Genomic DNA, 22,713 nt, shown 5'->3' with positions numbered 1-22,713 from the left:
GGCGCCGGCACCTGTTCGGGCTTGACGCCCGGCGGCGGGGCTGTTGCATTTAATGGCAGCGTGCGTATAGTCCGCGCAAAGGATCGGCGCGTTCGGCGCCGCGGCCCCAATGACGGCGCACCGCGCCATGATGACAAGGAGTGACCATGCTGTTTTCCTCTCCCGTGCTGGCGCAGGCCAGTGGCGACGCGGCCGCCCCGGCGGGCGGCGGCCTGATGGGGTTCCTGCCCATTATCCTGATCGTGGTGATCTTCTGGTTCCTGGTGATCCGCCCGCAATCCAAGCGGATGAAGGAACATCGCCGCATGGTGGAAGCGGTTCAGCGCGGTGACACCGTGGTCACTGGCGGCGGCCTTGTGGGCAAGGTGGCCCGCGTGAAGGACGATGGCGAGCTTGAAGTGGATCTGGCGGATGGCGTGCGCGTGCGCGTGATCAGGTCCACGTTGCAGGATGTGCGGTCCAAGTCCGAACCGGCACCGGCGGACAACAAGAAAGACGACGACAAGGACGAAAAGTCCGCTTCCTGATCTCGGCGCGGCATCGCCGCGTTTTGTTCATGACAAGAATGAAAAGGCCCTGCCATGCTGGATTTTCCCCGCTGGAAAGTCATTCTGATCGTGGGGGTGTGTCTGCTTGGCTTTTTGCTGGCGCTGCCCAATTTCCTCAGTGAGGAGCAGCGCGACGCGTTGCCTGATGCCATGCCCGACAGCACGCTCAATCTGGGCCTGGACCTAAGGGGCGGCGTTCACCTGCTGTTGGAGGCCGATACGGAGGATGTGATCGCCTCCCGGCTGGAAAATCTGGCGGGTCAGGTGCGGGATATCCGGCGCGATGTGCGCGGGCTCAATTTTCGCCGTGTGCGGATTGAGGGGCGCAGCGTCAGGTTTGAAGTGACCCGTGAAGAGCAGATCGCCAAGGCAGAAGAAGAACTGGCGCCGTTGACGCGGCTTACCGCCGCATCGAGCCAGGGCTTTATGGGCGGCGGTGTGCGCACGGTTCGGCTCAGCCAGGACGGCACACAGTTCACGCTGACCCTCACCGAAGAGGGGATCGAGACCGAGCAGCGGGATGCCGTTCAGCGCGCCATGGAAGTGGTGCGCAAGCGGATCGACCCGGAAGGCACGCGGGAGATTACGCTTCAACCCCAGGGTGATCGGCGCATCATTTTGCAGGTGCCTGGCGCGGACGATCCCGATGCGCTTCTGAAGCTGATTCAGACCACGGCCAAGCTCACCTTTCATGACGTGGTGACCGATGTGAGCCAGCAGGATGTGGCCCGCGGTCGCCTGCGGCCCAGCCAGAAGGCCCTGCCCAGCGAGTCCGGCGGCGTTCAGGTGATCCGCAAGCGGGTCATCGTGTCCGGCGAGGAATTGACGGATGCCAAGGCCACCTATGACGAAAACGGCCAACCCGCCGTCTCCTTTTCCTTTGATGCGGGCGGGTCGCGCAAATTTGCCCGCCATACCCGCAATAATGTGGGGCGGCCCTTTGCCATCGTCCTGGATGAAAAGATCATTTCCGCACCGGTGATCCGCAGCCCGATCGTGGGCGGCAGCGGTATCATCACCGGCAATTTCACTATCGAGGAAGCTCAGCGCCTGTCCACCATGCTGCGGGCGGGCTCGCTTCCGGTGCCGCTCAGCGTGCTGGAGCAGCGCACGGTGGGCCCGGACCTGGGCGCGGACTCGATCAGGGCGGGCAAGATTGCCTCCATGATCGGCTTTGTCGCGGTGATCGTGTTCATGACCATGAGCTATGGCCGTTTCGGTCTTGCCGCCAATACGGCGCTGATCATTAATCTGATTCTGATTGCCGGGGCGCTCAGCCTGTTTCAGGCGACCCTGACACTGCCGGGCATTGCCGGTATCGTGCTGACCATGGGCATGGCGGTGGATGCCAATGTGCTGATCTTCGAGCGCATCCGGGAAGAGCAGGACGCGGGCCGCAAGCCTTTCCCCGCCATGGAGCAGGGCTATGGTCAGGCGTTTTCCACCATTATCGATGCCAATATCACCACCTTCATCGCGGCCTTCATTCTCTACATGATGGGGTCGGGACCGGTGCAGGGTTTCGCTGTCACGCTGGGGATCGGCATTGTCACCAGCATGTTCTCGGCCATCCTGCTCACCCGCATGATCCTGGCGCTTTGGTTGCGCCGGTCACGCCCCCAGAAACTGCCCATTTAGGCCAAGCGGAGACGCACCATGTTGCTGCGGCTGTTGCCCCGGAACACCAAGATCGACTTCCTGAAAGGCCATCGCATAGCGGCTGTGCTTTCGCTTGTGCTCATGATCGGGTCGGTGGCCCTGTTCGCCGTCAACAGCCTGAATTATGGCATTGATTTCAAGGGCGGTATTGCCATCGAGATCGGCATGGAAAAGCCCATCCCGATCGCTAAAGTGCGTGACGTTCTGAACGCTCAGAATCTGGGCGAGGTGGCCGTGCAGGAATATGGCAGCCCGACCGAGGCGCTCATTCGGATCGAGCGCCAGCCCGGCGGCGATGAAGCGCAGATGGCGGCCATGGACGCGGCCAAGGCGGCGCTTAGCGAAAGTCTGGCCGATGTGGATTATCGGCAGGAAAACATCATCGGTCCCAAGGTTTCCGGTGAACTGAAAACGGATGGCACCATTGCCGTGACCGTGGCCGTGATCGCGGTTCTGATCTATATCTGGTTTCGCTTCGAATGGCAGTTTGGCGTGGGCGCGGTCATCGCACTGGTCCATGATGTGCTTCTGACCGTGGGGTTCTTCGCCCTTACCCGGCTGGAATTCAATCTGAGCATTATTGCGGCCCTGTTGACCATTGTGGGCTATTCGCTGAACGATACCGTGGTGGTGTATGACCGGGTGCGGGAAAATCTGCGGAAATATCGCAAGACACCGCTGGATGACGTGCTGAACCTGTCCCTGAACCAGACCCTGAGCCGCACCATCATGACCTCCGTAACCACGCTGCTGGCACTGGTTTCGCTGTTCCTGTTCGGCGGGGAAGTGATCCGGGGCTTTACCGCGGCCATGATCTGGGGCGTTGTCATCGGCACCTACAGCTCCATTTATGTGGCGGTGCCGGTTCTGACGCGGCTCAATATGCGCCGGGATGCGTTCGAGCAGGATGACGGGGAAAACGACCCCACTGTGGACAAGTCCCGTCCCGGTGCCGCGGATGCCTTTTGATCCAGTACCGGGCCAAATGCAGCGGAGACCTTCATGAGCGATGAGCCGATAAAGTCGGGCGGTCTGGAAATGCGGCAGCAGTCAGTGGATGACCGGCTTACCGTGGATGCCTATGGAGACAATGGTTTTCGCATCATGGGCCGACGGTTCGAGGGCGGCGTACTGCTTCTGGAAACCGGCGTGCATCCCGTTTCCGCCACCGACACGGCGGGTTTGAGTGAAGCGGACCTGACCCCGATGCTGAACCATGCCCCGCGGCCAGAGCTGGTCTTGCTGGGAACCGGAACGGCCACCGATCTGCCCCCCAAAGCCATTCGCACGGCGCTGGCGGATGCGGGCATCGGCGTGGACCTGATGGATACAGGGGCCGCCGCGCGCACTTTCAATGTTCTGGTGGCTGAAGGGCGCCGCGTGGCCGCGCTTCTCCTGCCTGTTAGCTGATACGTTTTCCCGACTGCGCCATCAGGCGCGCCTTTGAAGGGCGCGGAACCCAACCTGCCATCCGCACATTAAAAAAGCCGCCCCGGTTCTTCCGGGGCGGCTTTCTGGTTTTCGTGCGGGGCGCATGGCCCCATTGTCGGGCTTAGCCGAAGGTGCGGCTCCACCAGCCCTTGCGCGGCTTGGGATTGTCACCGTCACTTTCAGGCTGATTGTCGGCTTTCGGGTTCCCGCCGTCGGTTCCTGTGTCGGCATCCTTCCGGGGTGCTGCCTGCTTCGGTGCCTGAGGCGCGGGCGTGTCCTGGGTTGCCACAGTTTTCAGGATATCTTCGGCAGGCACCTTGTTGTCGGGCTCCTCCGATTTTGGTGCGCTATCCGCCTTTGCCGCGTCTTTCGGTGCGGAGTGGGCTTCAGGCGCAGCTTCCGCCTTTTCAGCGGGCTTCTTGCGCGCCGGGCGCTTGCGGGCGGGCTTGGGCTTTTCCGCCGCTTCGGTTCCCTCGCTCTGGTCCTTCTCGGCCACGGCAGGGCTGTCTTCAGCCTTTTTGCGGGACCGGCGGCGCGGCTTGGGGGCCGGCGCATCGTCCCTGGTTTCGGAAGGCGCATCACCAGCCTGTGCATCCGAAGCCTCCGCTTCCGCCTTTTTGCGGGCAGGGCGCCGGCGCGCGGGCTTTTTCCGGGCGGGGCTGTTCGTGGTCTCGGCATCGGAGACGGCGGCAGGTGTGGCATCATCGGCCTGCTCAGGGGCGGGGGCGCTCACCTGGGCTCCTGCCTCCCCAGCCTTTTCAGGCGCAGAGGAGACGGCAGCCGGATTCTCAGCCGCATCGCCACGGGCCGCGGCCTCGGAGGGTTGTGCCCCGTCCGCCGCATGGTCACCGTCCGCCTGCGCGGTGGATGGCTGCTCCTGCACCTGTTGCTCCGGCTGTTGGTTTTCCGGGGACTTGCGCCGACGACGCCCGCCGCGCCGACCGCGCCTGCGTCGGGGCTTGGGTTTGTCTTCCCCGCCATCATCATTGGACCGCGAATCGTTATTTTCCGTCGATTCGGGCTTGTTCTCGCGCGGCTTGCGCGGGCGCCGGCGTTTCTGCTCTTCCGGTTGATCTTCTTTCGGGGCATCGTCTTTGGCGGGCGCCGTATCGTCAGCCGCGTCCTCCGCCGGGTCCGGCAGGGCGGATGGCGCCACGAGCCCATGCGGCGTGATCACATTATCCGCCACCGTGGCATCGCTGCGGTCATCCGGGTTGGTGGCCTGGTGGGCAAGATCGATGTCCGACGGGCCCAATTTGGGGTCGGGAATCAGGTCCACCGCCATGTTATAGGTGCGCTCCAGCTCCATCACGATGGCGCGCTTCTTGTTCAGAAGATAGATCGCCACATCCGGGTGGGCGCGCACCGTCACCAGCGCACTGCGGCCACGCAAGCCTTCTTCCTCCAGCTCGCGCAGTACCTTGAGCGCGGCGAAGTCCACGGAACGGACCACGCCCATGCCGTGGCAGCGCTCACAGGTCACCGTGCTGGCTTCCAGCAGGTTGGGGCGCAGCCGCTGACGGGACATTTCCAGAAGCCCGAAGCTGGAGATGCGGCCTACCTGAACCCGCGCCCTGTCGTTCTTAAGCACGTCCTTCAGGCGCTTTTCCACCGCCCGGTTGTTGCCGCGATCCTCCATGTCGATGAAGTCGATCACGATCAGGCCGGCCATGTCTCTCAGGCGGAGCTGACGTGCCACCTCCTCGGCTGCTTCCAGGTTGGTGTGCAGCGCCGTTTCCTCGATATTGTGTTCCTTGGTGGAGCGGCCGGAGTTCACGTCCACCGAGATCAGGGCCTCGGTGGGGTTGATGACGATATAGCCCCCCGCCTTGAGCTGCACCACGGGCTGATACATGCTCTCAAGCTGGCTTTCCACCTGATAGCGATGGAACAGGGGGATGCGGTTCCGATAATGCTGCACCTTCTTGGCGTGGCTGGGCATCAGCAGCTTCATGAAGTCCTTGGCGGTGCGATAGCCCTTTTCGCCTTCCACAAGGATTTCATCCACTTCGCGGGTATAGACATCGCGTATGGTGCGCTTGATCAGGTCGCCTTCCTCATACACAAGGGTCGGGGCGATGGACTTCAGCGTCAGTTCCCGGATGCCGTTCCACAACCTTACCAGATAATCGAAGTCCCGCTTGATCTCGGCCTTGGTGCGCTTGATCCCCGCCGTACGGATGATCAGCCCCATGTTTTCCGGCACTTCCAGATCGTGGATGATTTTCTTCAGGCGCTTGCGATCAATGGCCTGACTGATCTTCCGGCTGATGCCGCCGGCATGGGTGGAATTGGGCATCAGCACGCAATAGCGCCCGGCCAGCGACAGATAGGTGGTCAGCGCCGCGCCCTTGTTGCCGCGCTCTTCCTTGACCACCTGGATCAACAGCACCTGGCGCTTCTTGATCACTTCCTGAATCTTGTAGCGGCGCTTCAATTCCCGCTGTGCACGGCGCACAGCGGCGGCCTCTGCCACCTCGGCGTCTTTTTCGTCTTCCGCGCTTTCTTTTGCTATGGACCGGTCAACCGGCTCATCCTCATCGGAAGGGGCCTCGCCGTCCTCCGCGCTGAGGTCGGTGTCCGCCTCATCATCCGGGCCGTCGTCATCATCGTCATTGCCGCCCGGCCCTTCGGCACGAACGGCATCACGCTCCGCCTCAAGAAGGGCGTTCCGGTCTTCCACCGGGATCTGATAATAGTCGGGATGGATTTCGCTGAAGGCCAGAAAGCCGTGGCGATTGCCGCCATAATCCACAAAGGCCGCCTGAAGGCTCGGCTCCACCCGCATCACGCGGGCAAGATAGATATTGCCTTTCAACTGGCGGCGGGATTGGGACTCGTAGTCGAATTCCTCTACACGGTTTCCATCAACAATGGTTACGCGCGTTTCCTCGTCGTGACGCGCATCGATCAGCATACGTGTGGACATAGGTCTCTTCTCCGGACCTCGTCCCGCCTGGGTGGTGAGATGAATGGACAGGGTGCCCCGCCGACAGTGGCCGACGCGGCTCTTTGATCATTTCAAACGGGTTCGCGGGCGCGGGCTGCCGGTCAGTGCGTTCAAACCGGCCGCGCGGGCGAACCTGCCCCCCAGGGGACGGGCCCAATTGGTTAATGTGTGTCTGTGCGGTGTGGACAGCGGAACGGGGGCACATACAGGCCGACCCGACCGGGAAGCTGGCGCCTGCCCGAAAGCGTGGCCCGCAGGACGGAACCGATCCGGCCACCATGATCTGGCGGTCCCGTCCATCGCGCGGCGATGGTCTGAATCGGTTGTGGTCATGCGGGTTAGGGGTCACCGCTTCTTGTCCTTTTCGATTGGCCGGAAGGAACCGCGCCGACCCCGATCCGGCTACGCAATGCCGGTCTGTTCATTGCCCCGGCGCTTTGAAGAGCGCTTTGTCGGGGCGGATTGTCGGGGCCAATGGATTGCCAGAACCACCGGGCCGGCCCGGTACCGCCCATCAACGGATGGCGCCGGGCAAGAAACTCGCCCCGGCAGCCTAGGCGTTCGTGTTTCTGATTACAATGGAAAAACAGCCCGCCCGGTTCAACGCGCCGCCCGTGGGTCCGCGGCGCGCCATTTCTCTTGTCTGGCGGGCAAAAATCAATAGAATCAAGGCAAGTGGGAATTATCCATAGCTCGGGGAGTGTGGACGGTCATGGCCTTCAGGCTGGTATGCGTGCGCGATATGGTCACCAGGGCAGGGGGGCTGGCGATCGGGCTTGCCGCGCTGGCCCTTGCATGGCTTGACGGCGCGGCGCTGGCGGACCCGATCGCCGTCTCCGACATGCGTTTTGGCCGCCACGGGGACGTGACCCGCATTGTTCTCGAAACGTCCGAGCGGTTCGAGCCCAAACCCTTCCTGTTGACGGAGCCGCGCCGTGTGGTGGTGGACATGCCCGCCGCTGAATGGCTCGGCCCCCGGCGGATCGATGGCAAGGGCGCCGTGAAAGGGTATCGCCACGGCCTGTTCGCGCAAAATGTTTATCGCATGGTGTTCGACCTGGACCGCCCCGTGGTCGTTGATCGGGTTTTCCATCTGCCGCCGCGGGACGGGTCCGGCAAGCGGGTGGTGATCGATCTGCGGAACAGTTCGGCGGCGGCGTTTGAAAAGGCGGTGGCGGAAACCCGCAGCAATCAGCCCAGCCGCTCGGAGATCAGCCGCGCCAGCGTGCCGCAATCCACCCGCGAGCGTAAGCCCGGCGGGCGGCGCATCGTGGTGGTGGATGCCGGCCATGGCGGCGTGGACCCGGGCACGCTGGGCGCGCTTGGTGTGAATGAAAAGGTGGTGGTGCTGCGCATCGCCCGCGTGATCGAGGACCGGCTGGAGTCCACCGGGCGCTATGACGTGCGGTTGACGCGGGACCGGGATATCTTCCTGCCCTTGCGTAAGCGGATGCAGGTGGCCCGCCGCCATCAGGCGGACCTGTTCATCAGCGTTCATGCCGATGCGCTTGATAACCCCAATGTGCGCGGCGGTACCGTCTATACCCTGTCGGAAAGCGCGTCGGATCGGGAAGCCGCCCGGCTGGCGGCAAAGGAAAACCGCTCTGACCTGTTCGCCGGGCTCAGGCTGGACGTGGCCGATGATGACGTTTCCGGCATTCTGATCGATCTGGCCCAGCGGGAGACGATGAATTATTCCGCCCAGTTCGCCGAGATGCTGTTGCCGGAAATGCGGCAGCAGGTGAAGATGCACAGCCGCGGCCATCGCTTTGCCGGGTTCGTGGTGCTGAAATCGCCGGAAATTCCGTCCGTGCTTCTGGAAACGGGGTATCTGTCCAACCGTCAGGATGCCCGCATGTTGAACAGCGATAGCGGGCGCAAGCGGATCGCGCTGGCCGTGCGCCGGGCGGTGGATCGGTATTTTCAGCACATGACCGCGCTGGGTCGTTGACGAAGCAGGGTTGATTTCCGGTGCCGGGGCGCGCATATCCAGCCTGAAATGCCTTCCGGTCGCCATATTCACGCGCCATGAAATGGCGGTGAAGATGACCGAGGGAACAGGCGTGAATTGGCAGGCGTCACATTGCCGGTTGCCATGAAAATCCCGATAAACGATCAGGTCCCGGAACAGGATGACAGCCAGTAAGCAGAACACCACGCCCCCGCCAAACGGGAAGCAGCGCAAGCGCAGGCCGCTTTGGCGGCGCATGGTCGTGTGGGGCTTCTGGCTTGGCCTTCTGGGTATGCTGGCGGCGGCGGGCGTGGTGCTGTGGGCGATCATCCATTATGGCCGCGACCTGCCGGATTATCGCACGCTGGCCAATTACGAACCGGCTGTGGTGACCCGTATTCACGCCGGGGATGGCAGTCTGCTGAAGGAATATGCCCGGCAGGACCGGCTTTTCGTGCCGATCGAAGTGGTGCCGGAACCGCTGATCAAGGCGTTCCTGTCTGCGGAGGACAAGAATTTCTACGAGCATTCCGGGCTCGATTATATGGGCATATTGCGGGCCGCGGCCACCACGGCGGTCAATCTGGTGCGGGGTGGGCCGCTCAGGGGGGCATCCACCATTACGCAGCAGGTGGCGCGCAATTTCCTGTTGACGCTGGATCAGAAACTTGATCGCAAGATCAAGGAAATGATCCTGACCCTGCGGATCGAACGCGCCTATTCCAAGGACAGGATCCTTGAACTGTATCTGAACGAGATTTATTTCGGGAACCGGTCTTATGGCGTGGCGTCCGCCGCGCTTAATTATTTCGATAAATCCCTGAGCGAATTGACGGTGGCCCAGATGGCGTATCTGGCGGCCATCCCCAAGGGGCCGAACAATTATCATCCCGTGCGCAACCATGACCGTGCCGTGGCCCGGCGCAACTGGGTGCTGGGCCGTATGCTGGTGTTGGGTCATATAGACAGGGCCACCTATGACAAGGCGGTGGCCGAGCCGCTGGAAATGGCCACCACCCAGCGCACTGCCCGCTATGAGGCCAATTATTTCGCCGAGGAGGTGCGCCGGGAAGTGGCTGGCCGGTTCGGCACCAAGGCGCTTTATGAAGGGGGGCTGAGCGTGCGCACGTCGCTGGAGCCGCGCCTTCAGAGTATGGCGGAAAAGGTGCTGCGGGAAGGGCTGGTGGCCTATGATCGCCGCCATGGCTGGCGCGGCCCGCTGACCCGCCTGGATGATTTCAAGGACTGGCCGGACAGGCTGGCGGCGCTGGATATTCCCCTGGGCCTGTCGGACTGGCGCCTGGCGCTGGTGCACCGGGTGGCGAGCGATGGGGCCCTGATCGGGCTCGCGGATGGCCGATACGGGTTCGTGCCGTTCGAGACCATGCGCTGGGCGCGGCGCTATATTGAGGGCCAGCGTGTCGGCGCACGGCCAGAGGCGCCGTCGGACCTGCTCGAAGCCGGGGACGTGGTGCCCGTCGCCCCGCTTGAGGATGGCGGCATGGTGCAGATCGCGCTGCCGGGTGCGGATGATACCACCGGCGTGCCCCGGTTTGCCCTGAAGCAGGTGCCGGATGTGGAAGGGGCGCTGGTGGCGATGGACCCGCACACGGGCCGGGTCCATGCCATGGTTGGCGGTTTCGATTATCAGGAAAGCGAGTTCAACCGCGCCGTTCAGGCACAGCGGCAACCGGGCTCCGCCTTCAAGCCGGTTGTTTATGCCGCGGCGCTGGAAAACGGGTTTACACCAGCCAGCCTGGTGCTGGACGCGCCCTTTGTCATTGATCAGGGCGGCGGCCAGGGGAAATGGAAGCCGCGCAACAGTTCCAACAAATTCTATGGCCCGTCCACCCTTCGGCTGGGCATTGTGCGATCCCGCAACCTGATGACCGTCCGGTTGGCGCAGCATCTGGGCATGAATCGGGTGATGAATTACGCGCGCCGCCTTGGTGTGGCGAACAATATGACACCCACGCTCGCCGCCTCTCTCGGCGCGGGCGAAGTGCGGCTGATCGATCTGACCGCCGCTTATGGCATGATGGTCAATGGCGGCAAGGAAATCCGGCCAACGCTGATCGACCGGGTGCAGGATCGGCGCGGGCGCACCATTTACCGGGCGGATGACCGGCCTTGCCCCGGCTGTTCCGCGCCTTTCGATCCCGAAGTGCCCGAACCCACCATCCCCGACGATCGCAAGCAGGTGCTGGGGCGCCTGACCGCGTATCAACTGGTTTCCATGCTGGAAGGTGTGGTGCAGAACGGGACCGGGCGCAAGATACGGGTGCTCGGCAAGCCCCTTGCCGGCAAGACCGGCACCACCAATGATGCGCAGGATGGCTGGTTTGTGGGCTTTTCCGCCGATCTGGCGGTGGGGGTTTATGTGGGGTTCGATACGCCGCGCTCCCTCGGCCCCGGCGAAGAGGGGTCCAGCACCGCCGTGCCGATCTGGCGCGATTTCATGCGGGGGGCGTTGGAAGGGGACCCCGGCGTGCCGTTCCGTATGCCTGCCGGTATCCGCCTTGTACGGATCAATGCAAAGACCGGTCTGCCGGCCCGACCGGGAGATGAGCGCGTTATCGTGGAGGCTTTCAAGCCGGGTCACGAGCCGCGTTTCGGTGAACTTGCAGTGCTTGACGGCTCCGGCGCGCTGGGCCAAAAAGGCGGCGTTCGTGAAGGGACGGGCGGTATTTATTGACCGGTCTCCCGCGATATCCGTTTTCTCTAGCTGAACGAGGCATTCATGCGCGCTGAAGCACAGGCATTGGTCGATCAACTCCAGCAGTCGCTCGCACTGCTGAGGAGGCATCTTTGACTGGGATCAGGCTGTACTGAGACTGGACGAATTGAACGCCCTGGCGGAAGATCCCACCCTGTGGAACGATCCGACCCAGGCGCAGAAACTGATGAAGGAACGCACCCGGCTGGAGGATTCCGTATCCGCCGTGCGCAGTATCGAAAGCGACCTGGACGACACCCGGGACATTCTGGAACTGGCCGAGGCCGAAGGCGATGAAGACATGATCGCCGAAGCCCAGGACAATCTTCGGGCGCTGGCGGATCAGGCCCGTAAGACGGAACTGAAGGCCCTGCTGTCCGGCGAGGCGGACGGTAACGACACCTATGTGGAAATCCATGCAGGCGCGGGGGGTACCGAATCCCAGGATTGGGCCAACATGCTGCTGCGCATGTACACGCGCTGGGCCGAGTCCCAGAAGTACAAGGTGGAGCTTGTGCAGGTTTCCGACGGGGAGGAAGCGGGCATCAAGTCCGCCACGCTGCTGGTGAAGGGGGAAGACGCTTTCGGCTGGCTGAAGACCGAAAGCGGCGTGCACCGACTGGTGCGCATTTCGCCTTATGATTCCAGCGCTCGTCGCCACACCAGCTTTGCTTCCGTCTGGGTCTATCCGGTGATTGATGAATCCATTGAGGTGGACATCAATGACAGCGACCTGAAGGTGGATACCTACCGCGCCTCCGGGGCAGGCGGTCAGCACGTCAATACCACGGACAGCGCGGTGCGGATCACCCACCAGCCAAGCGGCATCGTGGTTCAGTGCCAGAGCGAGCGGTCTCAGCACAAGAACCGGGCAACGGCCATGAACATGCTGCGTGCCCGCCTGTATGAGGCGGAATTGCGCAAGCGGGAGGAAGAGGCCAACGCCGTCAATGCCACCAAGACCGAAATCGGCTGGGGGCATCAGATACGGTCTTATGTGTTGCAGCCCTATCAGATGGTGAAGGACTTGCGCACGGGGGAGGAATCGAGCCAGCCCCAGGCCGTACTGGATGGCAGGCTGGACAATTTCCTCGCCGCCGCACTGGCGGCTCGTGTCCACGGCGATCAGCCGGGTCAGGATACGGCGGAAGAAGGCTGATCCTCCTCTGTTTCCGCAAGAACCGGCCATGAAAAAAGGGGCGCCGCCGATCCGGTGGGCGCCCCTTTTGTGGGGTCATGTATTCTGGTGCCGCAATACAAGACTGCCGTGGGCCGGGCCGGAAAGGGCCGGATCACGCAGGCCGCCACCAGGCAAATTCGGCCCCTGCACTGTCAGCCGTGGCGGAGTATCAACCCTGGCCGCCGGGCTGGGTGTCATCACCACCATTGCCGGATTCCGGGGGTGGCGTGGGCGCGGACGGCGGCGGTGGTGGTGCAGACGGTGCAGCACCATGGCCGCGGCCCACATCATTGCCCTGCGCCAGCTTGCCGGTCAGGCGTGCGCCTGCCTGCACGGTAAGGGTTTCGTGGTAAATGTCACCGTCCACCACGGCGGATTTTTCCAGACTGACGGAGCCAGCGCGGATTTCCCCGTTCACCTTGCCGCGAACGGTGACACTTTCCGCGGTGATCATGCCTTCGATGGAGGCGGTTTCCCCCATGACAAGGCCACCGCAGTCGATGTCGCCCTTGATGCTGCCGTCCAGTTGAAGCTCGCCCGCAGTGCGAACATTCCCGTCAATCTGAACATCCGAGCCGATGATAGCCGGCGTCGGGGACCCTACGCCGCCGGTTGGGGGCGTGGGCGCTTCCTTAGTCGGTATTTTGGTCATGTCGTCCTGACTTGGTTTTGATTTCGAGAACATCGTTTGCCGCTTTCAAGAATGGTTGGGGATCACGCACATCGCCATCGAACCACACTTCATAATGTAGATGGGTGCCGGTGGCGCGCCCCGATTTGCCCATATCTCCGATGCGGTGACCGAGCTTCACCCGATCCCCCTCTTTTACCCGGATTCGTCGCATGTGACCATAGCGGGTATGAAAGCCATTGCCATGGTCGATTTCCACCATTCGGCCATAAGGGCCATACCAAGCGGCATGAATCACCTTACCGGGTGCCGTGGCGCGAATGGCGGTGCCGGGCCAGCCGGCCATGTCCAGTCCTGAATGTGAAGCCCAGGACCGGCGAACGGGGTCTCGCCGCCGTCCGAAGTCACTTGAAACATAATAACGATCCGCGGGTTTCCCCACGGGAATGCTGTCCAGTGCGATCAGCGCCTTTTCCAGCCGCTCCCAGTCATTGAAAAGGCGGTATAGCGCGGTGCGCGCGCCGTCGTCCCCCCTGAGGGCGGCAAAGTCCGGCACGCCTCGCCCCGGCGCGATCAACGGCCCGCCGCGCCCGCCGGCGCCAGGCACATTGCCGGTCCAGCGGGTCAGCAGATGATTAACGCTGAGTGTGGTGGGCGCAAGCGCCGCATCCACTGCTTCCAGCCGTGACAGAACGGCCTTGCGAAGCGCGCCCGCAAGCGCTTCCTGCCGCCGGTCCAGCTGGCCAAGGCGGGTGGCGATACGGGCATAGGGATCATCCGGCGCGGGTGGGGGCTGCGCCGTGTCGTCACCGGCGGCGGCGGCGAAACTGGTTGTGCCCGCGCCGAACAGCCGGTCCATCAGTCCTGTGGGCGCGGCGGCGTCAGCGCCGGTCGCCGCATCACGCGGGCTGGCCGACTGCTTGCCTTCCCCGTCGCCCGGCAGCGGTGCTTCCGGTGCGCCCTGGGTATCCTCGGCCATATCGCTGGCATTATCCGTATCCACAGCCTGCGCGGCGCCCGATTGTGGCACGGTCATGCGTTCCGGTATGGTCACACCCTCGTCCGGGACGATCTGTCTATCATCGGCGGCGCGCACCAGATCTTCCAGCAGTGCCTGTCGCTTTTCCAGTGTCCGGGCGCGATCCGCCAGAGTCTGCTGCAAGGTGGAAAAATCGCGGGCCAGCGTGTCATACCGGGCGGAAATGCTGGAAATGGTGCGGTCCTTGGCGGCCACGCGCGCGTCCCGCGTCAGATAGGTATAGGTGGTCACGCCCGCCCAGGCGGTGCCCCCAACCAGAGAGGCCACGATCATCATTTGCAAATAACTGCCCAGTGTGAAGAAGCGGACGCGTCCTTCACTGCGCAGGAAAATCTGCCGTTCCGGGAAGTGGGACAGGCGCCATTTCTGCACCGCAGCGCGGCGAACGGCCATGTCGCTTCGGATCATGCGCCATCGCACCTGCCAGCGCTGCACAGCCGGGGGCACCCGGCGCAGGCGCCGTATGCGCTTGCGCAGCCCCAGGCTGATCCGCAGTTTCATTCGACCGAGCAAATGCAAAGTGCCCTCACTGATCCGCTTTCACTTGCGCAAATCCGCGGCATTGTGGCCGTTACAATGCCCGACTATCCGCAAAATTGGCGCCATTCCCAGCCCTTTTTCGGGCCGCTCCGGTCCCGCCTGATCTTATCAGGGGTACCCTTGTGCGCAACTGTTTGTTTCCAAGTGTCTTTTTCAGGGGCTCAAATGCCATGCTCCAGCATAGCAGCCAAGGGTTCATAAAACGTAACCGGAAGTCGCGCCTCATCGCGGGCCGGTCGGTTGAAAGGTGGCTTCAGCGTGCCGTTGAAACAGGCCCGCACCTTGGCCTGAAAGGTGGCTTCCGGGTCAAGGTCGCGCTCGGCGCAGAGATGGTGAAACCAGTCGCTGCCCGCCGCCACATGGCTTTTTTCATCCTCATAGATGATGCCCAGCAGCCGGGCGGTTTCATGGTCCTCGTGGCCATGGAGCCGCTTCACCATGTCCGGGGTCACGTCAAGCCCGCGCGCTTCAAGCACCATGGGCACCACGGCCAGCCGGGCCAGCACGTCCCCCGCCGTGGCTTCGCTGGATTGCCACAATCCGTCATGGGCGGGCAGGGCGCCGTAATGGCTGTCAAAGGCGGCGAGACGGTTATCCAGCATCAGGAAATGCCGCGCTTCGTCGTCTCCGACCCGAACCCAGTCATCGCTGAAGGCGCGGGGAAACAGATGGCCGAACCTGGCCACAATATCAAAGGCCAGATCGATGGCGTTGAGTTCGATATGGGCCACCGCATGAATCAGCGCGACCCGGCTGGCCGGGGTGCCCGCCTTGCGCCGTTTTGGCATTTCGCCCGGCGCCCGCAATTCGGGATGCGCTGGCCGGGCCGGGCGTTGGCCGGGCAGGCAGTCGAATCGCCAGTCCAGCCGCCCGGCGGCCCAATCCGCCGCGACGGCGCGGGCGCGGGCGGCCTTCTGGCGGGCCGGGGCGGTCTTCAGTACGCCGCAGGCCGCGCTTGCCAGGCTGGCCTGTTCCGGTGGTGCACCGTTCTGTGCCGATGGGGTGGTCATGCCTGATTTGCGAGGCCGCGCACGGCTTCCAGCACGGCGGCGGCATGGTCTTTTACCTTCACCTTGCGCCAGACCCCGGCCAGCGACCCATCCGGCGCCACAAGGAAGGTGGATCGCTCAATGCCAAAGGACTTTTTGCCATACATGGTCTTTTCCACCCATACGCCGTAAGCCGCGCACACCGTGCCGCCCTCATCGGCGGCCAGCGGGATGGCAAGGCCCTGTTTTTCGGTGAAATTGTGGTGCTTGCGCAGGCTGTCCCGGCTGATGCCGATGACAGTGGCGCCCAGCGCGTCGAAATCCGCCTTCAGGCGCGTGAAATCCTGCGCCTCGGTGGTGCAGCCGGGCGTGTTGTCGCGGGGGTAGAAATAAACCACCACAGGCCCGGCGGACAGCCGCTCGGCCAGGCTGATTTCGCCGCTGTCCGTGGTGGCGGGCAGGGTGAAGTGGGGGGCGGTGTCGCCTTCCACCGGGCGGGTGCTGTCACTCATGGCGGGTCTCCTCAAACTGTGGGGTCGTAACCGTGTTCAGGGTTGTTCCAACCGTTCGCTGGCGCGCTCGGCGGGCGTTTCGATGAGATTGCGCGCGATCGCATGGACCATTTCCTGCGTGCGTACCAGCCGCTCCTTCAGGGTGGCAAAGTCCTCCATGCCCGTGGCGCGGCACAACACATCCCGCAGAGCCGGGGGAATGCGGTCATCCGTGTTTGGTGCCGTGCCAAGGCTGAGCCGCAGAACGGCCTGTACATTCTGTTGCAGCCAGTGGGCCGAGTTGAGCGTGTCGGCGGCGCCGTCCATCAGAACGTCCAGCCAGCTAAGGCGCCGGATACAGTCGCTGATTTCGGCGGTGAAGATTTCCGGCTCCCGGTGGCCCGTTTTCAGCATCAGATACTGGCAGATGAACTCGATATCCACCAGACCGCCGCGCACATGCTTGACCGACCAGGGATTGTCCGTGCCAAATTCGCTGAACAGACGGGCGCGCATATTGGCCACATCCACCACCAGCCTGTCCGCGTCGCGCGGGGCGGTCAAGACCCGGCGCAGGCTGTCTTTCAGCGGTGCCCGCATGGTATCTGGCACCAGTACGGGTCGGGCGCGGGTCAGCGCCATATGCTCCCAGGTCCAGGCGCTGCTGGTGTAATAGTCCTCGAAGGTTTTGAGCGTGACCACCAGCGGCCCTTGTGCGCCACTGGGACGCAGGCGTGTATCCACCTCGAACAGCGGCCCTTCCGGCGTCAGCGCCGTCAGCGCGGTAAGGATGTTCTGGCCCAGCCGGGAAAAATACTGGCTGGGGCTGAGGGGCCGGTCGCCGTCGGACTGGGCGGCGCCATCGGCCACCTGATAGAGAAAGACGATATCCAGATCAGACGTGTGGGTCAGTTCCCCGCCGCCATATTTGCCCATGGCCAGAACCGCGATCCCGCCGCCGGGAAACCGGCCATGACGGCGCTCGAAATCCCGTTCCGTTTCCGGGATCAGCGCGGTCAGGGCCGCATCCGCCACCCGTGTCATGCTGGCGCAGCATTGCCGCACATCCGCCAGGCTTTCCAGCATGTGAACGCCGATGCGGAACTTGTGCTCGTGAACCCACTGCCGGGTGATATCCAGGCTGTCCTGATAATCCCGCGCGTGGGACAGGGCCTCCACCAGCTCGGCATGAAGGGTTTCGCCGTCCGGTATCGGGCTGAAGAAGTCCGGGTCCAGCACATGGTCCCAAAGCGTGGGCTTGCGCGCCAGACGATCCGCCAGCGCGGGCGCCAGCCCCATGACACGGGCCAGCAGGCGGAACAGGCCGGGATTGGCTTGCAATAATGAAAAAAGCTGAACACCGGCAGGAAGCTGGCTTAGGAACTTGTCAAACCGGCTCAAGGCGTCATCCGGTGATGCCGTCTCTCCCATGGCGGCGAGCAGATCGGGCAGGATTTCATTCAGCAGCCGCCGGGCCCGTTCGGTGCGCACCGCCCGGTACCGCCCCCGCCGCCAGCCTTCGATCAGTTCCGCGGCCTTGTCCGGCGCCGTGAAGCCGTGTTCCGTCAGCAGGCCCGGCAGGTCCGGCCCCGCGGTGGCGCGGTTGCCGTCACTGTCCGGCAGCAGATCCTGATAATGGGCGTGCACGGTGCGCGTATGGTCGCCCAGCGTCTTGCGCAGGCTGTCTTCATCCGGCAGGGCCAGCAGATGCACCAGCCGTCCGCGGGCGTCGGCGCTTTCCGGGATGCTGTGGGTCTGGGCATCGTCGATCATCTGCAAGCGGTGCTCGATTCGCCGAAGCGCCTCATAGGCGGCCACCAACTGATCCCGTACGCGGGCTTCCAGCCGGTCGGCGGCCACCAGCCGGTCCAGCACAAGGCAGGTGGGTTTTTCCTGCAAGCTGGGCTCCCGCCCCCCGAACAGAAGCTGGTTGATCTGGGCGAAGAATTCCACTTCCCGAATGCCGCCACGGCCGAGTTTTACGTCAAAGCCTTCAAAGCTCGTGTCCTTCTGGCCGTAATGGCTCAGAAGCTGGGTCTTGATGCTGGCGATATCGTCCAGCGTGGAGAAATCCATGGAGCGCCGCCAGACCCAGCCGGACAGCATGTCCAGATAGGTTGTGGCGGCGGTGATGTCGCCCGCTATGGGGCGCGCCTTGATCATGGCCGCCCGTTCCCAACTGGCCGCCAGGCTGTGATAATAGCTTTCCGCCGCATCCACGCTCAGGGCCACCGGGGTGGCGCCGGGGTCCGGGCGCAGGCGCAGATCGGTGCGGAACACATAGCCGTCGCCGGTGCGGCGCTCCAGCATGTCCACCATGTCGCGGGTGATGCGGATCATGCAATCGGACAGGGTTTTACGCCCCTGATAATGGCTGCGCTCCGGGTCGAACAGCACGATCAGGTCGATGTCGGAACTGTAATTCAATTCCCCGCCGCCCAGCTTGCCAAGGGCCAGCACGAACAGGCCGCAGTTTCGCCCCAGGGCCGGGCTGACAGCTTCCGGGGTGCCATCGGGCCAGGGCAGGTCGCCCCGCGTCATGCGCTGGGCCAGCAGGTGGCCGAGCACGGACCCCACCGCCGCATCGGCGAACCGGCTGAGCGCCGCTGTCACATGCTCCAGTGGCCATTCATCCGCCACATCCATGGCGGCCACCAGCAGCGCCAGGTGATTGCGCGCCTGGCGCAGGGCGGCCATCAGGCTGTCCTTGCTTTCGCCATCGGGGCGGGCGTTTTCGAACGGCGCGATAATGGCATTCAGCGCCCCGTCGCCGTCGGCCTCGCCGGTGGCGGCGGCGAGTGCACGGGCAGCCGCCGCCGGGCTGCGCGATGCGAGTCGCGCCAGAAAGGGGCTGTTTCCGAACAGGCGATCCGCCAATGGCCTTGCCGCCGCCGGTGGGGGTGGGCCTGCCTCGTCGTTCAGGTCGCTCAACTCGGCCCAAATTTCGCCCGCTTTGGCGGGATCATGGCATGGTGACTGTGGACGCGTCGTGTTCGACATGCTCTAACACCTGTGCTGAAGACGGGCATGGATGCCCGGTTCGGATGCCTTGATCCGGGCCGGGTTGGCCGGGCCGCCAAATCGGGCGGCACCGACTCTTGTCTCCCGCCGCGTCGAAATCAAGCATTGCGTAGCAGGACCATAGCGTGACACGGGCGAGTACAGGGTGGGCAAAAGGCGTTGTCGCCAGGGTCGGTCAGGTCCTGTTGTGGCTGCTGACCGCCATGGTTCTTGTCGTGCTGGCGCTGGCCGCCCGTATCATGGTGGCGCCGCTGGAACTGGGGCCGGTTCGGCAGGCGGCGCTGGATGCGGTGTCGGATCGGCTGCCCGGCTGGACCGTGCAGGTGGACCAGGCCACCCTGGCCTGGGACTGGCGCGCGGTGCGGCCCCGACTGGCGTTGGAGCAGGTGCGCCTGATCGCCCCGGAAGGTCGGGTGGATGCCCGTATTCCCGCCATTGCGCTGGGCATCACGGCGGGCCGCCGCTTTCCCGGATTTGATCTGGCCACGCTGGGCGTGATGGATGCCCGTATCAGCCTGCGCCGTTCCGCCGATCATGTGAATGGGGCCGATGCGGTGCCCGCGCCGGCTCTCGCCACCGATACGGCCTCAATTCAGAAATCCCTGCCGCCGGGCCTGAAGGCGTTGGCGGATACTTTTGCAAAAGGCCAGATGCCCGTGGCGCGGGCGTTTCGACCCGTGGCCACATTCTATCGGGCCATGGATCGCCGACTGGCCGACCTGATGCCGGATCTGGACTCGGTGCGCCTGAACAATCTTATGCTGACCCTTGAAGGGAACTGGCGATCCGCGGGCGTGCCGGACGGGATGCGGCGGCTGACGGTGCCGGAAATCGTGTTTGATCGATCCGGCGGGCGGCTGGACTTTCGCACCCGGCTGGACCTGCCACTGGGCGCTCAGGGGGTCACGCTGAGCGTGTCCGCCACCGGGCGGCCCGATGCGGGGGCATTGGCCATGAATATCACCCTGGACAGGGTGGTGCCCGCTGACCTTGCCGGAATCATGGGCGTTCCGGTGGCCGCCGCCATGGTGCAGGTGCCGGTGACCGCCACGCTGGATATGGCGCTGGACCGATCCAGTGGCCTGACCGAAGCGGCGCTTTATATGGACCTGGGGCAGGGGCATTTGCGCCACCCGCGCACCTTCCCTATGGGGGCGCCGATCCGCTATGGCACGATCAATCTGTCTTTTGATCCCCTTGAGCGGGTGGCGCATCTGCAGGATCTGGACCTGGGGCTGGCGCCCGGATCGATGCGCGGTAGCGGGATCATCTATTTCCACGAAAAGGGCCGTAATCCGGGGATCGATGGCATGTTCAGCCTGTCGCGGGCGTCGGTGCAGGACATTCTGCACTATTGGCCCGCCCGTTATCATCCCGACGGGTCGGAGCGCGGGGGGCGTGCCTGGATGCGGGAAAACATGCATGAAGGCACGGTCAGCGATATTACGCTGGAGGTGGACTGGCGGCCCGATGGCAGCGGCGGGCTGGCGGGCGGCACCCCTTTTCTCGTTACCTTTGACGTTAGCGGCGTGGCCACCCGCTATGTGAAACACATGCCGGACCTGACCGGCGCCAATGGATCAGGCACCCTGACCCATCAGGCGCTGGACATCCGTTTGAACGGCGCCGAAACGGGCGGTGTGCCCTTGTCCGAGGGACGGGTCTATCTGGACAATATCATGGCGGAGACCGGCAAGACCGGCACGTTCGACCTGCGTATGAAGGACGATCTCGGCCCCATTCTGGAGCTGTTGTCCAACAGGCCGGTGGACCTGGACCGGCGCCTGAACATCGCGCTGGACCGGCTCGGCGGTCAGGCGGTGGTGGATGGCCGCATCCGAATTCCGATGGACAGCCCGGATATCCCCCGCGACCAGATCCGTTACGACGCCAGCGCCCGGATCACCGCCGCGCGGGTGGATGATCTGCTGGACGGCGAGGGCCTGCGCGATGGTGCGCTTGATCTGACTGTGACCAACGAGGCCCTGACCGTTGCCGGGTCGGGAAGGGTCAATGGTGTGCCGCTGGACCTGCGCTGGCGGGAAGACCTGACGGGCGGCGACGACCCGGATGCGAAAACCAGCCTTCTGGTGGCGTCCGGCACGGTGGACGAGGATGAATTGCAGGCACTTGGCGTGGATGTCACCCAATGGATTCGGGGTCCGGTGCGGGCGGAGGCGGCCTTTCGCGGTCGGGCGCTCAAGTTCACCGATGGCAATTTTTCCGCGGACCTGAGCCGCGCCGCCGTCTATTTCGAGCAGATGAGCTGGCGCAAGCCCGAAGGCGTGGCCGCCACCGCCACCGGTACCCTGTTGATGCATGACGGGTGGAACCAGTTGGCACCGCTGACACTGAGCGGGGAGCATCTGGATGCCACGCTCAATCTGGACTGGTCGGATGGCGGCGGCGTGGTGGAGATGGCCTATTTCGATGCCGGTATGGATATCCGCGAAATGGGGGAAAACCGCCTGCAATTCGAAGCCCGGCAACGGGGTGACGGCGCCGTGCAGGTGACCGTGGATGCCCGGCGCTTCGATGCCCGCCCCTTTTTGAACCAGCCCGCAGATCGCCAGGGCATGGAGCCCATGGGCGTGGCACTGGAAATGGACGTGACCGCCGATGAACTGCTGCTGCTGGGCGAGGAGGGGTTGCGGGATGTGTCCCTTGAAACGCGGTTCAGTGACAATGCCCCGGAATGGGCCAACCTGACTGGTAAACTGATGGCCGATGATGCGTTTGTGGATCTGTCCATCCGCCATGTGCGGGATGGCCCCAATGCGGTGATCATCCAGTCCGACAATGGCGGTGCGGTGCTGCGCGGCCTGGGGGTGTTCGCCCATCTGGAAGGCGGGGCCATGACGCTGGAAGGCCATACGCGCGGCTGGGATCAGGACTTGTGGATGGAAGGCACGCTCAAGGTCACGGATACCCGTATCCTGACCCAGGCGGACCTGAACCCCGCCGTGGAGGAAGGGGTGGTCAGCGGCTTGTCCGATCTGGTGGATGAAGGCGGGGATCGGCTGGGGCTGGTTTCCGTGCCTTTTGTCTATGACAGGGGGCTGATGGATTTCGAGGGTGTTCAGGCCAATGGCCCGCGTTTCGGCATGACGCTGGAGGGGCAGCTTCATGTGTATGAGAACAAGATCAATGTGAACGGCGTTTATGTGCCTGCTTATGGCCTGAATTCGCTGGTGGGCAATATTCCCCTGATCGGGGGATTGCTGACCGGCGGAGAAGGCAAGGGGCTGATCGGCTTTTCCTATCGGGTCAAGGGGGCCATGAGCGCGCCGGACGTGACCGTCAGCGCGGTTTCGGGGCTGGCCCCCGGCTTTCTGCGCGGCCTGTTCGAGCGCGGCAAGGGCCAGGTGGCGGACGTGGACATTCCCGACGCGGCGGAAAAGGATGAAGACGGCGATACCCCGGATGGCAATGATCCGGGCACAGAGGAGGACGCCGGGGACGGCGATGGCGACGAGGCCCCCCGCGGGGACGATGGCCGCCACCCGTGAGAGCACGCGGCCTGTTGGCGAGCTTATACAGCCTGTTGGCTCCGCCGGGACGGATGAC

14 protein-coding genes are annotated in these 22,713 nt (G+C 63.8%); 8 read left to right on the top strand and 6 right to left on the bottom strand.

The annotated features are described in order from the left end of the window. Positions 1–149 precede the first annotated feature (149 nt). The 4 genes from yajC to WGH93_RS06295 are packed head-to-tail and all read left to right on the top strand — an operon-like array spanning position 150 to position 3,617. Positions 150–527 (top strand): preprotein translocase subunit YajC, encoded by a 378-nt coding sequence (gene yajC / locus WGH93_RS06310; protein ID WP_374764039.1) that lies wholly within the window; start codon positions 150–152, stop codon positions 525–527. A gap of 54 nt (positions 528–581) precedes the next feature. Further along, positions 582–2,186, top strand: coding sequence for a protein translocase subunit SecD (secD, locus tag WGH93_RS06305; RefSeq protein WP_374764015.1), 1,605 nt, complete (start codon positions 582–584; stop codon positions 2,184–2,186). A gap of 18 nt (positions 2,187–2,204) precedes the next feature. After that, the gene (gene secF, locus WGH93_RS06300; RefSeq protein WP_374764014.1) at positions 2,205–3,176 is read left to right on the top strand and encodes a protein translocase subunit SecF; all 972 of its coding nucleotides are present in this window, start codon (positions 2,205–2,207) and stop codon (positions 3,174–3,176) included. Positions 3,177–3,209: 33 nt separating this feature from the next. Continuing rightward, positions 3,210–3,617, top strand: a complete 408-nt coding sequence (locus WGH93_RS06295; protein ID WP_374764013.1) for an Mth938-like domain-containing protein — start codon at positions 3,210–3,212, stop codon at positions 3,615–3,617. A 142-nt stretch (positions 3,618–3,759) separates the two neighbouring features. Here WGH93_RS06295 and WGH93_RS06290 read toward each other — a convergent pair whose 3' ends face one another. Then, positions 3,760–6,567, bottom strand: coding sequence for an Rne/Rng family ribonuclease (locus tag WGH93_RS06290; RefSeq protein ID WP_374764012.1), 2,808 nt, complete (start codon positions 6,565–6,567; stop codon positions 3,760–3,762). Positions 6,568–7,300: 733 nt separating this feature from the next. On the opposite strand from WGH93_RS06290, the gene WGH93_RS06285 reads away from it, so the two are divergent. The 3 genes from WGH93_RS06285 (at position 7,301) to prfB (ending at position 12,414) form a co-directional block, all read left to right on the top strand. Further along, positions 7,301–8,539 (top strand): N-acetylmuramoyl-L-alanine amidase, encoded by a 1,239-nt coding sequence (locus WGH93_RS06285; RefSeq protein ID WP_374764011.1) that lies wholly within the window; start codon positions 7,301–7,303, stop codon positions 8,537–8,539. Positions 8,540–8,720: 181 nt separating this feature from the next. Then, positions 8,721–11,234 carry a penicillin-binding protein 1A gene (locus WGH93_RS06280; protein WP_374764010.1) on the top strand — a complete coding sequence of 838 codons (2,514 nt, stop codon included), beginning with the start codon at positions 8,721–8,723 and terminating at the stop codon, positions 11,232–11,234. Positions 11,235–11,279: 45 nt separating this feature from the next. Further along, a protein-coding gene (prfB, locus tag WGH93_RS06275) for a peptide chain release factor 2 (RefSeq protein WP_374764009.1) occupies positions 11,280–12,414 on the top strand; the annotation gives its coding sequence in 2 pieces (ribosomal slippage) (positions 11,280–11,345 and positions 11,347–12,414; 1,134 coding nt in all). A gap of 190 nt (positions 12,415–12,604) precedes the next feature. Here prfB and WGH93_RS06270 read toward each other — a convergent pair. From WGH93_RS06270 to WGH93_RS06250, 5 genes are all read right to left on the bottom strand, one after another. Further along, a complete protein-coding gene (locus WGH93_RS06270) occupies positions 12,605–13,087 on the bottom strand; it encodes a bactofilin family protein (RefSeq protein ID WP_374764008.1) in 483 nt (160 codons plus the stop codon). Further along, positions 13,068–14,606 carry a M23 family metallopeptidase gene (locus WGH93_RS06265; RefSeq protein WP_374764007.1) on the bottom strand — a complete coding sequence of 513 codons (1,539 nt, stop codon included), beginning with the start codon at positions 14,604–14,606 and terminating at the stop codon, positions 13,068–13,070. Before WGH93_RS06265 ends, WGH93_RS06270 begins: the two co-directional genes overlap by 20 nt. Positions 14,607–14,806: 200 nt before the next feature. Beyond that, positions 14,807–15,655: a ferritin-like domain-containing protein gene (locus WGH93_RS06260; RefSeq protein ID WP_374764006.1), complete on the bottom strand. Its 849-nt coding sequence runs from the start codon at positions 15,653–15,655 to the stop codon at positions 14,807–14,809. Beyond that, positions 15,652–16,146, bottom strand: a complete 495-nt coding sequence (locus tag WGH93_RS06255) for a peroxiredoxin (RefSeq protein ID WP_374764005.1) — start codon at positions 16,144–16,146, stop codon at positions 15,652–15,654. The genes WGH93_RS06260 and WGH93_RS06255 overlap by 4 nt, the downstream gene beginning before the upstream one ends. Positions 16,147–16,182: 36 nt before the next feature. Next, the gene (locus WGH93_RS06250; RefSeq protein ID WP_374764004.1) at positions 16,183–19,056 is read right to left on the bottom strand and encodes a bifunctional [glutamine synthetase] adenylyltransferase/[glutamine synthetase]-adenylyl-L-tyrosine phosphorylase; all 2,874 of its coding nucleotides are present in this window, start codon (positions 19,054–19,056) and stop codon (positions 16,183–16,185) included. A gap of 215 nt (positions 19,057–19,271) precedes the next feature. Here WGH93_RS06250 and WGH93_RS06245 point away from each other — a divergent pair, with 215 nt between their 5' ends. Continuing rightward, positions 19,272–22,655, top strand: coding sequence for a YhdP family protein (locus WGH93_RS06245; protein WP_374764003.1), 3,384 nt, complete (start codon positions 19,272–19,274; stop codon positions 22,653–22,655). Positions 22,656–22,713 lie beyond the last annotated feature (58 nt).

Origin of the sequence: Yunchengibacter salinarum (assembly GCF_037658235.1) — a bacterium.
Lineage (GTDB): Bacteria > Pseudomonadota > Alphaproteobacteria > Sphingomonadales > Kordiimonadaceae > Yunchengibacter > Yunchengibacter salinarum.
Note: the sequence above shows the minus strand (reverse complement) of the source record. Positions and strands in the feature narration are given on the sequence as shown.